The 12,467-nt window shown below is 46.4% G+C and carries 15 protein-coding genes; 5 read left to right on the forward strand and 10 right to left on the reverse strand.

Annotated elements, in window-relative coordinates:
- The first annotated feature begins 46 nt into the window (after positions 1–46).
- The 3 genes from E8E00_RS16605 (at position 47) to E8E00_RS16615 (ending at position 2,002) form a co-directional block, all read left to right on the forward strand.
- Positions 47–430 (forward strand): cytochrome b562, encoded by a 384-nt coding sequence (locus E8E00_RS16605; protein ID WP_069589925.1) that lies wholly within the window; start codon positions 47–49, stop codon positions 428–430.
- Between the two features lie 37 nt (positions 431–467).
- Positions 468–1,205, forward strand: a complete 738-nt coding sequence (locus tag E8E00_RS16610; RefSeq protein WP_371414252.1) for a biotin/lipoate A/B protein ligase family protein — start codon at positions 468–470, stop codon at positions 1,203–1,205.
- Between the two features lie 65 nt (positions 1,206–1,270).
- The gene (locus E8E00_RS16615) at positions 1,271–2,002 is read left to right on the forward strand and encodes a gamma-glutamyl-gamma-aminobutyrate hydrolase family protein (RefSeq protein ID WP_069589928.1); all 732 of its coding nucleotides are present in this window, start codon (positions 1,271–1,273) and stop codon (positions 2,000–2,002) included.
- 92 nt (positions 2,003–2,094) lie between these two features.
- Here the strand turns inward: E8E00_RS16615 and pcp are convergent, their stop codons facing one another.
- A complete protein-coding gene (pcp, locus tag E8E00_RS16620) occupies positions 2,095–2,739 on the reverse strand; it encodes a pyroglutamyl-peptidase I (RefSeq protein ID WP_069589930.1) in 645 nt (214 codons plus the stop codon).
- Between the two features lie 161 nt (positions 2,740–2,900).
- Between pcp and E8E00_RS16625 the strand changes: the two genes are divergently transcribed.
- The gene (locus E8E00_RS16625; protein ID WP_096631763.1) at positions 2,901–3,641 is read left to right on the forward strand and encodes an ABC transporter substrate-binding protein; all 741 of its coding nucleotides are present in this window, start codon (positions 2,901–2,903) and stop codon (positions 3,639–3,641) included.
- Between the two features lie 72 nt (positions 3,642–3,713).
- Here the strand turns inward: E8E00_RS16625 and msrB are convergent, their stop codons facing one another.
- The 3 genes from msrB to E8E00_RS16640 form a co-directional block, all read right to left on the reverse strand.
- Positions 3,714–4,859: a peptide-methionine (R)-S-oxide reductase MsrB gene (gene msrB, locus E8E00_RS16630; protein ID WP_096631760.1), complete on the reverse strand. Its 1,146-nt coding sequence runs from the start codon at positions 4,857–4,859 to the stop codon at positions 3,714–3,716.
- A gap of 120 nt (positions 4,860–4,979) precedes the next feature.
- The gene (locus tag E8E00_RS16635) at positions 4,980–5,690 is read right to left on the reverse strand and encodes an LrgB family protein (RefSeq protein ID WP_069589951.1); all 711 of its coding nucleotides are present in this window, start codon (positions 5,688–5,690) and stop codon (positions 4,980–4,982) included.
- A gap of 6 nt (positions 5,691–5,696) precedes the next feature.
- On the reverse strand, positions 5,697–6,128 hold the full coding sequence (locus E8E00_RS16640; RefSeq protein ID WP_046075946.1) for a CidA/LrgA family protein: 432 nt from the start codon (positions 6,126–6,128) through the stop codon (positions 5,697–5,699).
- Positions 6,129–6,257: 129 nt separating this feature from the next.
- Here E8E00_RS16640 and E8E00_RS16645 point away from each other — a divergent pair, with 129 nt between their 5' ends.
- The gene (locus tag E8E00_RS16645; RefSeq protein ID WP_096631758.1) at positions 6,258–7,160 is read left to right on the forward strand and encodes a LysR family transcriptional regulator; all 903 of its coding nucleotides are present in this window, start codon (positions 6,258–6,260) and stop codon (positions 7,158–7,160) included.
- A gap of 88 nt (positions 7,161–7,248) precedes the next feature.
- Here the strand turns inward: E8E00_RS16645 and E8E00_RS16650 are convergent, their stop codons facing one another.
- From E8E00_RS16650 to E8E00_RS16675, 6 genes are all read right to left on the reverse strand, one after another.
- Positions 7,249–8,046: a hypothetical protein gene (locus E8E00_RS16650; RefSeq protein WP_046075942.1), complete on the reverse strand. Its 798-nt coding sequence runs from the start codon at positions 8,044–8,046 to the stop codon at positions 7,249–7,251.
- A 497-nt stretch (positions 8,047–8,543) separates the two neighbouring features.
- Positions 8,544–9,314 carry a hypothetical protein gene (locus E8E00_RS16655; protein WP_096631753.1) on the reverse strand — a complete coding sequence of 257 codons (771 nt, stop codon included), beginning with the start codon at positions 9,312–9,314 and terminating at the stop codon, positions 8,544–8,546.
- Between the two features lie 113 nt (positions 9,315–9,427).
- Positions 9,428–10,297 (reverse strand): restriction endonuclease, encoded by an 870-nt coding sequence (locus E8E00_RS16660; protein WP_096631748.1) that lies wholly within the window; start codon positions 10,295–10,297, stop codon positions 9,428–9,430.
- Between the two features lie 101 nt (positions 10,298–10,398).
- Positions 10,399–10,965, reverse strand: a complete 567-nt coding sequence (locus E8E00_RS16665; RefSeq protein WP_096631745.1) for a hypothetical protein — start codon at positions 10,963–10,965, stop codon at positions 10,399–10,401.
- A gap of 85 nt (positions 10,966–11,050) precedes the next feature.
- A complete protein-coding gene (locus E8E00_RS16670) occupies positions 11,051–11,536 on the reverse strand; it encodes a GNAT family N-acetyltransferase (protein ID WP_096631742.1) in 486 nt (161 codons plus the stop codon).
- A gap of 568 nt (positions 11,537–12,104) precedes the next feature.
- The gene (locus tag E8E00_RS16675; protein ID WP_069588744.1) at positions 12,105–12,347 is read right to left on the reverse strand and encodes a type II toxin-antitoxin system ParD family antitoxin; all 243 of its coding nucleotides are present in this window, start codon (positions 12,345–12,347) and stop codon (positions 12,105–12,107) included.
- Between the last annotated feature and the right edge of the window lie 120 nt (positions 12,348–12,467).

Consider the following 12,467-nt stretch of genomic DNA (forward strand, 5'->3'; position numbering starts at 1 on the left):
ATACATACGCATTATTATTACTAAAAAACAATCACATGGAGCAAAAATGAAGAAAGTCATACTCACGGGCGCGATGGCGGTGCTGCTGTCGTTGAACGTCTCGGCCTCTGAGCTCAAGCCGATCATGAAAGAAATGAAAATGACCTTTAAAGAGGCGGCGAGCGCACAAAGTATCGAAGCCATGCAAGCCCCGGTTGCGAAATTAGAAACCCTGATTGCGCAAGCTAAAGCGGGTAGCTATCCACCGGAAAAAGCAGAGACCTTCATGGAAGGGTTCGATAAGCTGGCGGTGACAGTAGAGGAAATTGATGCCGCGCTGAGCGAAGGCGACCTTGATAAGGCGCAACAAGGTTTGCGCCAAATTGATGCCTTGCGTGAAGAGTACCACGACAAACGCAACCCAAGCATTTGGCAGCGCTTATTCGGTTAATCGCGCAATCAGTGAACGTGACGATAGCGAGGGTATGATGGCGACTCAAAAAACGATTCTGCGTTATCCCTCGCTGTCGGTAGCATCTGCATTTGAGAAAGAACAGGCGTTGATCCACCGAGTAGAGCAGGGTGAACTCAACGAGGCATTACTGCTTTGGCAGCCAGATGCGCAAACCTTGGTGCTGCCAGCAGGCCAAAAATGGCCCCAAACGCCTGAATTGCGTCTCGCCCTATCAGCGTTAGGTTGGCAAATACAGAGCCGCCGAACAGGCGGGGCGCCGGTGCCGCAACTACCCGGCGTGATTAACGTGTCTTACCTGACGGTGTGGCCGAATAACACCCCTTATCATATCCAAACGGCTTACAAATATTTTTGCACCATTTTGCAGTCTTTTTTCCATCAGTTAGGCATTACGACCACGGTGGGTGACACGCCCGGATCGTATTGTGATGGTGACTACAACCTCAATATTGCCGGCAAAAAAGTGGTGGGCACCGCTCAGCGTATTCTGCATTTAGGCACGGGAGCAGGTTCAGCCAAACAAACCGTAATGCTGGCACAAGCGTGTCTGCTGATTGATGCCGATTGCCAACATATTGTTGCCCCTGTATCGCTGTGTAATCAGCTTTGTGGTCACCCCGATCGCATTGAGGCCGAGGTACATACCCCATTATCGGCGCACCTAGATGAACTGCCGACAACCGAACAGCTGTTTCAGTTGTTGACTCAAGCGTTTATAGCGAGGCCACCACTTGTGGTGGGCAAGGCTTGAGGCCGCGGCTCAATATAGTATGCTTTAGCACAATCGTGCCTAAAACAAATCCCAAGGAGAGAGGAATGCGCGTCCATCTTGTTATTCACGAGGCGTTTGAAGGCCCAGGAGCCATTTTAGATTGGTGTGACGAGCGTGCCTATCATGTGACCACCAGTCATTTGTATCGGGGCGAGCCGTTGCCAGAAAGCGGTGAAGGCATTGACCTGCTGGTGGTACTCGGCGGGCCGCAGAGTCCAGATACGCCACAGTCTGAGTGTCCGCATTTCGATAGCCAACGCGAGCAAGCGCTGATTAGGCAGTGTATCGAACAAGGCAGCGCGGTGTTAGGGATTTGCCTCGGCGCGCAACTGATTGGTGAAGCCTTGGGCGCGCCGTATCAGAAAAGCCCTGAGCCCGAGATTGGCTATTTCCCCATCCAATTAAGCGAAGATGGCCACATCGACGAGCACATTCCGCACTTCGCACCGCAAGAAATTGTGGGCCATTGGCACAATGATATGCCGGGGCTGACACCCAATAGCCGTGTATTGGCTAGCAGCGAAGGCTGTCCGCGCCAGATCGTGAAGTACGGACCAAGGGTGTATGGCTTTCAATGCCATCTTGAGTTGACGCCTCTGGCGGTTGAAGGTTTACTGCAAGCCGCCTATCCAGAGGGCGAGGCCGCTAACAAGCGCTTTATTCAAGACCCTGCCTCCATTCGTGCCTTTGATACGGCTCCGATGAATGCGCACTTGTTTGCCTTTCTCGATAGTGTGCTGACTGACAACGATCTCGTCACTGAGTGGCTGTTTTAAGCAATTAGGTTAGGAGCACGGTAACCGCCACTGTGCTCCGCTGCTAGGCGTCATTGTTTGAGCGTCATCGTCTGAGCGCCATCTACCGCGTCTTAGTGCAACATGCCTTCACACACGGCGGTGACATCATCATCCAATAAACTCAACTCGACGGCTATCTTCATCGCTGCCACCACATCACTTACCGGCATGCTCGGGGCGCGGTGTTTGCACGCTTGTGCTGGGCTGTAGGGAATATGAATAAAGCCGGCGCGTACCTCGGTGTGATGAGCCAGCGCATGCATCAAGCCATAAAACACGTGGTTACACACAAAGGTGCCCGCGGTGTAAGAAACACTGGCAGGATGATGCGCTTCGTTTAATGCGTTCACTAAACGATTGAGGGGCAAGGTAGAGAAATACGCAGTGGGTCCAGATGGCACCACCGGCGTACCATGCGGCTGCTTACCGGCGTTGTCGGGAATGGGCGCGTCCTGATAATTGATCGCGACCTTCTCTAAGCTTATCTCTGCGCGACCACCGGCTTGGCCAAGGGCGATCACCATTACCGGACTGAGCGATTCTAGCGCGCTGTGTAACGTCGGTAAGCTGTCTGCAAAGGTGCAGGGCAGGCGCACGGCTTTAACAATGCACTCCTCATTAGGCTGCCAGCCTTCTAATGCTTTTGCCACTTGCCAAGACGGGTTATCGCTCTCGCCGCCGAACGGTTCAAATCCAGTAATTAAGATGGTGTGCATGCCATGTCCCTATTGATGTGATATGCCTGAGATAAAAGGACTTTACCGCAAACACTGACAGGGGTCACCTTTGTGTTTGTTATGAATACTGATTAAAAAATAGGCGCATTTGCAAAGGTCTCGCTACGCTTACTGAGTATTGTTCACAGTGAGGGTAAACAATGAAACACTTACTTTTAGCACTGATACTTGTCGCGGTACCGGCGACTGCTGATACCTTTAGAGCCCATTGTCGTGATCGTGCGCCTGAGTTGATCCCTACCGAAACGGGATGTGATGGGCCAGTGGCTGAAATCATTACTGTCGCGCTTGAGAAAATGGGCCATACCGTCGATTGGTCAACGGTACCTTGGGCAAGAACGATCAACGTGGCCGAAGTTGGGGAAGTTGATATTATTCCGCGTCATTCGATGAACAATGAGCGTGAGGCCTTTTTGAATGCCGTTCCGTATGGTTACAGCGTCCGTGAAGTGTTTTATATCATCGGTCCAAACGTTAACCAGCAAATCAACAGTTTTGAAGAGCTAAAGCAGTATCGGATCGGCGCACTGCGTGATAGCTTCTACTCCGATTTATTTAACAATACTGACGATCTTAAGCGTCGCTATTACAACGACACGGAACAAATTATCAAGGTGCTGGAAAACGGGCGCATTGATGTGGCAGTGACATCTTCCAGTCATGATATTGATAAGTTCACTGCGGTGAGTGCGTTCACTCAAGCTAATTTTGTTGACCGTTTTTATAATGGACGCTATGTCAGCATCCCGAAAAAATCACCGGTGGCGAATTATTTCCCTGAGTTTGAGCGGACTATTCAGCAAATGGTTACCTCAGGCGAAGTCAGTGCCATTTTTGAAAAATACGGTCAAACGCCGCCTGAACAAAAACCGGCGAACTGATTGTTTAATCATTCACATATAAAAAACGCCCCAGTGAGAACTCGCTGGGGCGTTTTCGTGTCGGCGTTAACTTTATTGGCTCTCAAACAGATAGAGATAATCCTCATAACCGGCATCGGCCATTTTATCGACGGGCACAAAGCGCATCGCGGCTGAGTTCATGCAATAGCGCAAGCCGGTGGGGGCGGGACCATCCTCAAATACATGGCCAAGGTGCGAATCGGCGACCTTGCTGCGGACCTCGGTGCGCGTGTAGAACAGGGAGTTATCCGGCTTGGTAACCACATACTGCTCATTAATGGGCTGCGTGAAGCTTGGCCAGCCCGTACCGGATTTGTATTTATGAGTAGAGGAGAACAGCGGCTCGCCCGATACGATATCCACATAAATCCCCGCTTGCTTGTTGTCCCAATATCGATTGCGGAACGCGGGTTCAGTGCCGTCTTCTTGAGTGACTTCGTATTCAATGTCTGACAACATCGCGCGGATTTTTTCATCCGAGGGGCGCGAGTAGCGGGTGTTCGTTGATGTCATCTCTTCCGCTTTTTGCGCATCAATCATCTCACGCAAGGTGACCGGGTTGTCTTTGCGATCATCACCAAAAATCTCGTCCAGATACTGGTCACGCCCTGATGCATAGCGATAGTAGCTATAGCGAATACTGTGGTTTTTGTAGTAATCCTGATGATAACTTTCTGCGGGCCAGAATTTCTCAAACGGGATCAACTCGGTTTTCAGCGGCTTTTTAAACACGCCTAACGCTTCAATCTCCGCCATAAACTTCGCGGCAATTTGCTTTTGTGTTTCAGAGCGATAAAAGATCGCGGGACGATATTGCGGGCCACGGTCAACGAACGAGCCTTGGTCATCGGTGGGGTCGATATGACGGAAAAACTGATCCAGCACCTGTTCATAATTCACGACGTTAGGATCATAGGTGACATCAATCACCTCAATGTGTCCACTGGTGCCGGACGAAACCTCTTTATAGGTGGGATTTTCCAGCTCACCGCCTGAGTAGCCAGACACCACATCAATCACACCGTTGAGCTTTTCAAGATCAGATTCTGTACACCAAAAGCAGCCGCCCGCAAGGGTCGCTTTTTGGTAACCTTGGTCTGTGGTGGCGGTATCTTTCACCGCCGCATAACTTGCTATCGATAGCAAACTGAACGCTGTAAACGCGATAACGCGCCACATTGATTTGTGCTGTTTCATGATCGCCTCGTTATTGGGGTTGGTGAGGATAAAGACCTGCGCGCCAAGCAGAAACTTTCATCCTCTCCCACTTTTCTGTTGTTACAGATAACGTAGCGCAGAAAAGCCCTTAGCGATCACCTACCAAAGCAGCTGACCCAACACAGGGGCAAGCAACACAGTGACCATGCCAGCAATCATCATCACCACACTCGACACCACCCCTTCGGCATGGCCTATTTGATAAGCTTTAGCGGTGCCTGCTCCGTGTGCTGATGCTCCCAAACTTGCGCCGCGTCCTAAGCGTGAGCGAATTGCAATCACGGTCAGAATACTTTCACCAATCGCCATGCCAATCACCCCAGTGAGAACCACAAACAGCGCAGTGAGATCGCTTTGCCCGCCAATCGCTTTGGTGGCTTCTACGGCAAAAGGGGTGGTGATTGAGCGCATCGCCAAACTGCGTTGCAGCAATTCAGACAGCTCAAACACCCGTGCTAGCACCACAGTACTGGTAATCGCGACCAGCACCGACACGGTGACACCGATTGACAGGGATAACCAATGGCGGCGGATGAGCGCGCGGTTATCATACACAGGGATCGCAAACGCTACAGTCGCCGGACCCAGCAGCCACAGCAGCCAGTATGATTGCGCCATGTAGTCTTGATACGGAATATTAAACCCGACTACCACCGCGACAATTAGCAAGGGCGCGAGCAACAATGGCATCACCAGAATGGAGGGATGACGGCGATACAGCCATTTACTCATGTAATAAAAGCCAAGGGTCATTAAAAAGCAGGTAACGCTTAATAACGAGGCGTGAAGCCAAGCAGGTAACGCAGACATCATGGCTTAGCACTCCGGTTTTAGATCAGGGTGGTGCGTGTGGTGATGGTTACTGCGGCGGCGCGCCATTTTAACCTCAAAACGATACACTTTATCGACCACCCAAGCGGTTGACGCAATCACCATTGCGGTACTGAGAATCAGTACAACCATGATCTTACCGCCTTCTTGCAGCAATAAATCTTGGTAGTTGACCACCGCCACCACCGCCGGCACAAAAAACAGCAACATCTCGGCTAACAGCCACGCCGCCCCGCGGCGCAACCAATCGGCACGGACAATTTTCAACATCAATGCGCCTAACAACAGCAACATACCGGTGAGGTTGGCCGGTAGTGGAATAGCAAAGGTTGTGACCAACCAATCAGACAAAAACCAAATGCCTGCTAAGACAAAGACTTGCAGTAAGGTAAGTAAGGCGTTTTTAATCAATTGCATCGAAGGCGTGCCAAGAATCTGTGAGATGGCTCATAGTTTACGTCTTGGCAGAGAGTGAATAAAGTGACTTTTTTTTATTTAAACTATGCCAAAATGGCATGATTAACGATTAGCTTTTAAGGACTGTTTATGGATATTCGTGCGTTGCGCTATTTTATTGCCTTGGTGGAAAAGCAGAGCTTTACTGCCGCATCGGCGTCGTTGCATGTGACGCAACCGACAATCAGTAAAATGGTGCGTAACCTTGAGCAAGATGTGGGTCAGCCGTTGTTGCACCGAGAGGGAAGGCGGTTTTGGTTAACCGATGCTGGTGAGGTGGTGTATCAGCGCGCGCAGAGCATTATTGCTGAGTTCGAGCAGCTAAATTCCGAGCTGGACGATCTCAACCAATTGGCGCGCGGCCAGCTTAGATTGGGGATGCCACCGATGATAGGGCCGCTGTACGCCAACGTGTTGCGTGAATACCGCCAGCGATATCCGAACGTGGCGCTCAGTATTGTCGAATACGGTGGGCGGCGCACCGAACAAGCGCTGATCAATGGTGAGATTGATGTGGCAATCACCATGCTCACTGACACCCAGCCTGAGTGCTTGCAAAGCTTACCCTTACAAACTCACCCCATTTATGCAGTGCTACCTAACCAAGCCGCGTGGCGTGCGCAAAAAAGCCTGACATGGCAGGCAGTCAAAGACGAGCCGTTTTATCTATATAGCGCTGAATTTACCTTAAGCGATCGGATTATTGCCCGTTGTGAAGAGCATGGTTATCAGCCCACCATTGCCGCGCGTAGCAGTCAGTGGGATTTTTTAGCCGCCTTGGTGAAAAGTGGTGCAGGGGTGGCGTTCTTACCTGCGCCCTTATGTCAGCGCCTCAGCGCCAGCTTGGAAGACAGTGAGTTATTGCTGGTGAAACCAATAAGCCCAGCGATTGAATGGCAACTGGGGTTAGTCTGGCACGGCGAGCGTTATGTCTCACGCACCGCCGAGGCCTGGATGCAGTTGTGTCAGTCGACAGAGGTGATGGAGAAATAACCGTCCCCCTTAGCTAAGCTAGTGCTGAAAAATGGAATTGTGCAACATTCAAATAAAATGTAGGCCTCGCGACACTTATTAAGTGCGACTACTGTTGGTCTGTGTGGAGGTTCTCAAACTTCTCTGCATGTGTCCCCATCTCTGCCAGTTTAAATGATATTTCAGATATAATTTCTGAAACAACATTACCCTCAGGTACATCGCGAGCTTCATTCCAGTAGCTATCAGAAATACCATCACGTACATTTTTGTGAATAACTTCACGAGCTCGTTGCGGGACTTGTAAATAAAGCTCATAGGCACTATTGAATAACTCACGCCAACAGTTATCATTTGAAAAGTATTTTATTAGAGCATCTTCAAGCCTTTCTGATATAAAATCTACACCTTCGATATCCCGCTCATAACGTTCAAGCTCTTTTTGACTATCACTGATAAAAGCACCCAGTTTCCTTTTAGAAGCAAGAATCTCATAACCTAAATCGATACCTAGTAACTCAGAAATTCTTAACGCTAGAGTTCGTTGTTTTGAAGTTGATGGTTGTAAATCATCTGGTATAGCACTACTGTAGGCTTTTTCGAAGTCACTAGACAAAAATGAATCTGTAACTAAATCATTAATTTCATCCTGAGAGTACATAGACAAAGTTGAAAGAGCTAAAGCTGGTATTTCAATGCCAGCCTCTTTTCCATCAACTCGTAACTTCACAAATGCCGTCTTCTTCAATCTACTTTTTAAGTGAATCTCGCGAATAATGGATGTAACGTTAATCTCTCTTTCACGACCTTGAATAAGCGCTTCTTTATAACTTTGCATAATAAACTCAGAAACTGGAATCTCTTTAGTCACACCAGTCTCAGGATCAACTATTTCCAACTTACTCAATTTATCCTCCTAGAACGTAATATTAAATTAGTGCACATATCCGGTTTTCCAAAGTCCTTATATGCGCGATTCTCTGCCTAACTGGCTGTTTAAAATTCTATTTATTACTCATAATAAATGCTGATTGTCCGCGAATGTGTTCACGCCGCTTATCTCTTTTTCAGCATTAACACTATCCCCACGCAAGCTATATGCCTAATCGACGCTTTAAATCATCCGTTATGGCTGGGGGAGTGTGCATCTATCACGGATAAACGCGTACGCTTCTGCGTATAGTTGATGAGCTCATAAATATCGGTGAAGACCATTTGCAGAGAGCCTGTTAATGCGGCGGACACCTTGATGCCTTCTAACGAATTAGGCACTGCAACCGCGCAATGTCATCAGGGCCATGACGTGAGTCAGTAAAAGGCCGAATGTAGAGCAGCAGTCCAAACCAAACTCAATACGCTTCGCGGATGCTTGACGAACGGGGGAATCCATGTAGCCTTGTTAAGCTACGCTTGCTCTGCATTTTTATACAATTGTTCAACGTCATATTGAGCTTCCACTTTTTCATTGGAACCAAAGTATTCATGTAACAGCAAAAATTTATAAGCAAGGATGCTTTCTTCGTCACAACGTGTTGTTAGAGCATTACTATCTAGGCTATTCTCCGCAAGTAAGTCATTATATGATTTATCCTGATTGGATATACCTAGATATTTAGCACTCATAGAATAAAAGCAATTAATCAGATCTTCATATAAATCTACAGCTTTGGGCGGCACTCTTGTCCCTGCACCAAAGTTTCTCAGTACTCTTGAGGTGATCTCTGGTTCTTTAATAGAACAACTAACCACTTTCCTTAATCGATCAATAACTTTTCGAAACTCATCGGGTAAATAGATAGTTAAGGATGAATTTGCCTTGATTATTCTTTCATCACATTTTAAACGTTCTTTCTCTAATTTATCAGCACTTCCACATTTATTAACGACATAATGTATATATGTGTTAAAGACCATTTTATGCTCAGAGACGGCTGCATTAATTTCTTCAAAAAGAGGCAATACACGTTCCATTTTTATCTTTTCAAACTCAGCTTGTTTTAATACAAGTTCTTTCTGAATTTGCAATGCATTACCGACTTCTTGTTTTTGAAGATCTAATCGATTTTTAAACCAGCCATCAACTAAAGACTTAACAATAAGTTTCCACAAAATAAAGACAATAACGACAAATGTCGTCCATTCACCTAAATTTAATTTTTGTATAATTTCTAACATTTACTTGATGACTCTTATTAGTAGCTTAACGCTGAGCTCAGTTGCAAAATGATTGGCGCGTCATTTTTCTCTGCAAAATGCGTGACAATTATTTTGTCAATTGAAGCGACTTGTTATATTTTTTGTCCCCAATTTTTTACAACATGATCTTTGAATATCATTGTTTTTGATTTTCTTCCTAAATACTCGACAACTCCGACTAATTCCTTAGAAAAATCAATACGAACAGGGCTAATGATTGGCTTTGGAATTACATATTTTAATTCGATAGCCATGATTTTTAATTTAATTCCATCAAAACACAAGTAAGCATCTTTATATTTATAAGTAACATGATGCTCACCAAAATCATCTTCATTTTCTTTTGTAAACCTTTCTTGCAATTCTTTCAATGTGTACTTGTCTGATCTATCTATATCTTCAACAAAAGCTAAATCACTACGAACTTCTATTTTCAATTTATCTAAATCAATATTAGTATTTGCTTTTGCCCATTCGGCATCAATATAAGGTCTAAAAAATGCAATTGTCGCTTCGGACATAATATGAATATTAACATTCACATATTTTATTAAAGGCGTACCATCTTCAGCGTTCCAGTCTGTATCATTTTCTTCTCGAACGATTAACAACTCAACTTTATTACGTTCAGCCTTCGTTTTCGCACCAGATTGATAACCTGTTTTTGTTGCAAATATAGGTTTTATATCTGGTATATCTCGCAACTTACCTAATAAAGCATCTATTTTTTCAATTGTTACTTTTGATGCGTAGTCTTTACACTCAATAATAGTTTTATAAGTAATTCCTGCTAATTCATATTCCCAATAGAGATCAAACTCTCTATCTATTCCACAATTATCTGTGATTTTCTTATTACGCTCTATCGTTATATTGTGCAACTCTGTCCATTTTTCCGACTCAAAAAGTGCTTGTTGTAGTGAGGCAACAAACTCTTCATAATCTCTACCATTATTGCTCATACGATCTCCAAAATCGAATAAAAATATAACGCCGGCAGCACGCGCGGCTTTGGAATGGAGGCGAAGCCGCAATGGAAAAGCCGCCGCTGTGCCTGCGATTGTTATGGATACTCTGCCTCCAAGCGAGCCGCCAAGGACAGAGCAACGTCAATATACGCTTCAATTGGCATTCCTCGAATGTCGAATTCCTCAGCATGCGCCGCTTCGTTTCGCAACTTTCGTAGCTGGTTAAACTGATAGTATTCCTGCTTGCTCAAGACTTCGCCCTTGAGCATTTTTTGTAGCTGCAAAGGGCTTCGCGCGTGGCGGCTCTCAATCTCTGGGTATATTCGAGCTGCCTTCTTCGCTGCGGCAGACTCGACAGCACGGAAGGACTCAAGGACGGCTGAACGAGGCGATATATCTGCCAGCCTCACCAGGAAACTGAACTGGTCTTGGTATTCGTCTGATCTCGGTATTTCTTGATCTTCGATCCCGGCAGCTTCCCGCTCCTGGACTAATTCAGTAATACCTTCCGTAAATTCGATTTCGGTGTCTTTATGCTTGAATCGTTTGAGTCGCGGAATTAGTTCAGCGACCTTTTCACGCAGTAAAATGACAAGAATAATCACCACCCCTGGCCAAGCCAGAGAGTCGATTACTTGTGCTATGAAAGTCTTCCAATCCATTATCATTTATCCATAACGCAGGGGCTCAGGGGCGCGCAGCGTCCCTTGGAGCCCATTGTTATGTGATTATTCGTCGTGAGTTTGATCACTGAAACCTCAAAAACAAACCGAGATAATTATCATGGATCGCGCTCTTCCAAGGCTTGCCATAATGTCTAAAGCCCAATGCTTCTAAGATCTTCACCATTCTAGGATTAGCAGAAACTTCCGTTGAAGCCATTAGGTTTTCTTGGCCGTACGCATCAACCAGCAGCCGCGCAATATTCCTACCGATACCTTTTCCGGTATGCGCAGGGTCAGTAAACAGATAACCCAGTTCCCAATCAAAATCATCACTCAACTTTGAGAGATCAGCTTTTTGTTCAGAAAAATCCGATTTTGTTCTGACCTTTATTGCCCCTATGCCAACTACTTCGTCATCGATTCTAGCGATGCAAAGGAGTTTGCACCTATCGGCCTTTTCGCTCACGTCGCCTTGGACCTTACCCTGCCGTTTCAGGGCTTTAGCGAAAGTGTCTCGAACCGAAGCGTTAATATCACTCTTAACGAGCACCTGATATTCAATTCTCATTCAAATAATATTTCCCGATGTCTTACACATAACATTGCATTAGTGCGCATGTACGATTTCCCAAAACCGTTATCCGCACTCTCTTATACCTAACTGGCTGTTACCAATAGAATTTCTAATGGATACTGCTCTTCCGCGACAGTGTGCAGCCGCCTATCTCTGTTCAAGCGTTCACACTATCCCCAAACACAAATCTTTAACTATATGACTAATAAGCTCTTTTAATCATCCATTCTGGGAGAGTGCGCATCTGTCATGGATAAACGCGCACGCTTTTGCGTTTATCTAGCCGATAAACAGGTTAACCATCCTGTGTTTTGCCATGCTACCGCCAGCTAGTTGTCGGCACCTAACACGCCATTGAGTTGGTAGATTTGAAATTAGTTTATCAAGGGCTGTTTTGGTTTTCGTGCGCTATTGTCCAAAGTGTTAGATAAACCATGTTTTGTGAGGTGGGTGCAAGAAGTTGGTTAGAACACAAGGAGCGAATTGGGTTGGTGGGGTGAAGTGCGCGATTAAAGCTACTTTAGTATGTTCGTTTTGGCGGCGATAGTCAGCGTAAATGGCTTCATTGCGTATCTTCGGCATCGATTTCTTGGATAAAGTTATCGATGTCGTACTCAGCATCGCCACTCTGTTCGCCCTCTACGAGAAGTTGACGCAGTGTATGCAGTTTTGTCTCTTGGTTTTCGAGTAAACGCAGTGCGGCGCGAACGACTTCACTTGTCGAGCTGTAACGCCCTGTTTCGATTTGGCTAGCGATAAAGCCATCGAAGTGTTCGCCCAGGGTAATACTTGTATTCTTTGCCATGGTTAAAACTCGTTGATACCAATATATACCTAATTATGGTATTTGGCGTACGTGAAGGCAAGATGACGGACATGGGCGATAAAACCTATGCGACGAGCAATATGCGCGAGCTCTATCTCG

It is taken from the genome of Salinivibrio sp. YCSC6, assembly GCF_004916735.1.
Taxonomy (GTDB): Bacteria; Pseudomonadota; Gammaproteobacteria; order Enterobacterales; family Vibrionaceae; genus Salinivibrio; species Salinivibrio proteolyticus.

Bases quoted from the DNA above. Each gene is read 5' to 3' on its own strand.
- E8E00_RS16605 (WP_069589925.1), top strand. From the start codon at position 47: ATGAAGAAAGTCATACTCACGGGCGCGATGGCGGTGCTGCTGTCGTTG.
- E8E00_RS16610 (WP_371414252.1), top strand. From the start codon at position 468: ATGGCGACTCAAAAAACGATTCTGCGTTATCCCTCGCTGTCGGTAGCA.
- E8E00_RS16615 (WP_069589928.1), top strand. From the start codon at position 1,271: ATGCGCGTCCATCTTGTTATTCACGAGGCGTTTGAAGGCCCAGGAGCC.
- pcp (WP_069589930.1), bottom strand. From the start codon at position 2,739: ATGCACACCATCTTAATTACTGGATTTGAACCGTTCGGCGGCGAGAGC.
- E8E00_RS16625 (WP_096631763.1), top strand. From the start codon at position 2,901: ATGAAACACTTACTTTTAGCACTGATACTTGTCGCGGTACCGGCGACT.
- msrB (WP_096631760.1), bottom strand. From the start codon at position 4,859: ATGAAACAGCACAAATCAATGTGGCGCGTTATCGCGTTTACAGCGTTC.
- E8E00_RS16635 (WP_069589951.1), bottom strand. From the start codon at position 5,690: ATGTCTGCGTTACCTGCTTGGCTTCACGCCTCGTTATTAAGCGTTACC.
- E8E00_RS16640 (WP_046075946.1), bottom strand. From the start codon at position 6,128: ATGCAATTGATTAAAAACGCCTTACTTACCTTACTGCAAGTCTTTGTC.
- E8E00_RS16645 (WP_096631758.1), top strand. From the start codon at position 6,258: ATGGATATTCGTGCGTTGCGCTATTTTATTGCCTTGGTGGAAAAGCAG.
- E8E00_RS16655 (WP_096631753.1), bottom strand. From the start codon at position 9,314: ATGTTAGAAATTATACAAAAATTAAATTTAGGTGAATGGACGACATTT.
- E8E00_RS16660 (WP_096631748.1), bottom strand. From the start codon at position 10,297: ATGAGCAATAATGGTAGAGATTATGAAGAGTTTGTTGCCTCACTACAA.
- E8E00_RS16665 (WP_096631745.1), bottom strand. From the start codon at position 10,965: ATGGATTGGAAGACTTTCATAGCACAAGTAATCGACTCTCTGGCTTGG.
- E8E00_RS16670 (WP_096631742.1), bottom strand. From the start codon at position 11,536: ATGAGAATTGAATATCAGGTGCTCGTTAAGAGTGATATTAACGCTTCG.
- E8E00_RS16675 (WP_069588744.1), bottom strand. From the start codon at position 12,347: ATGGCAAAGAATACAAGTATTACCCTGGGCGAACACTTCGATGGCTTT.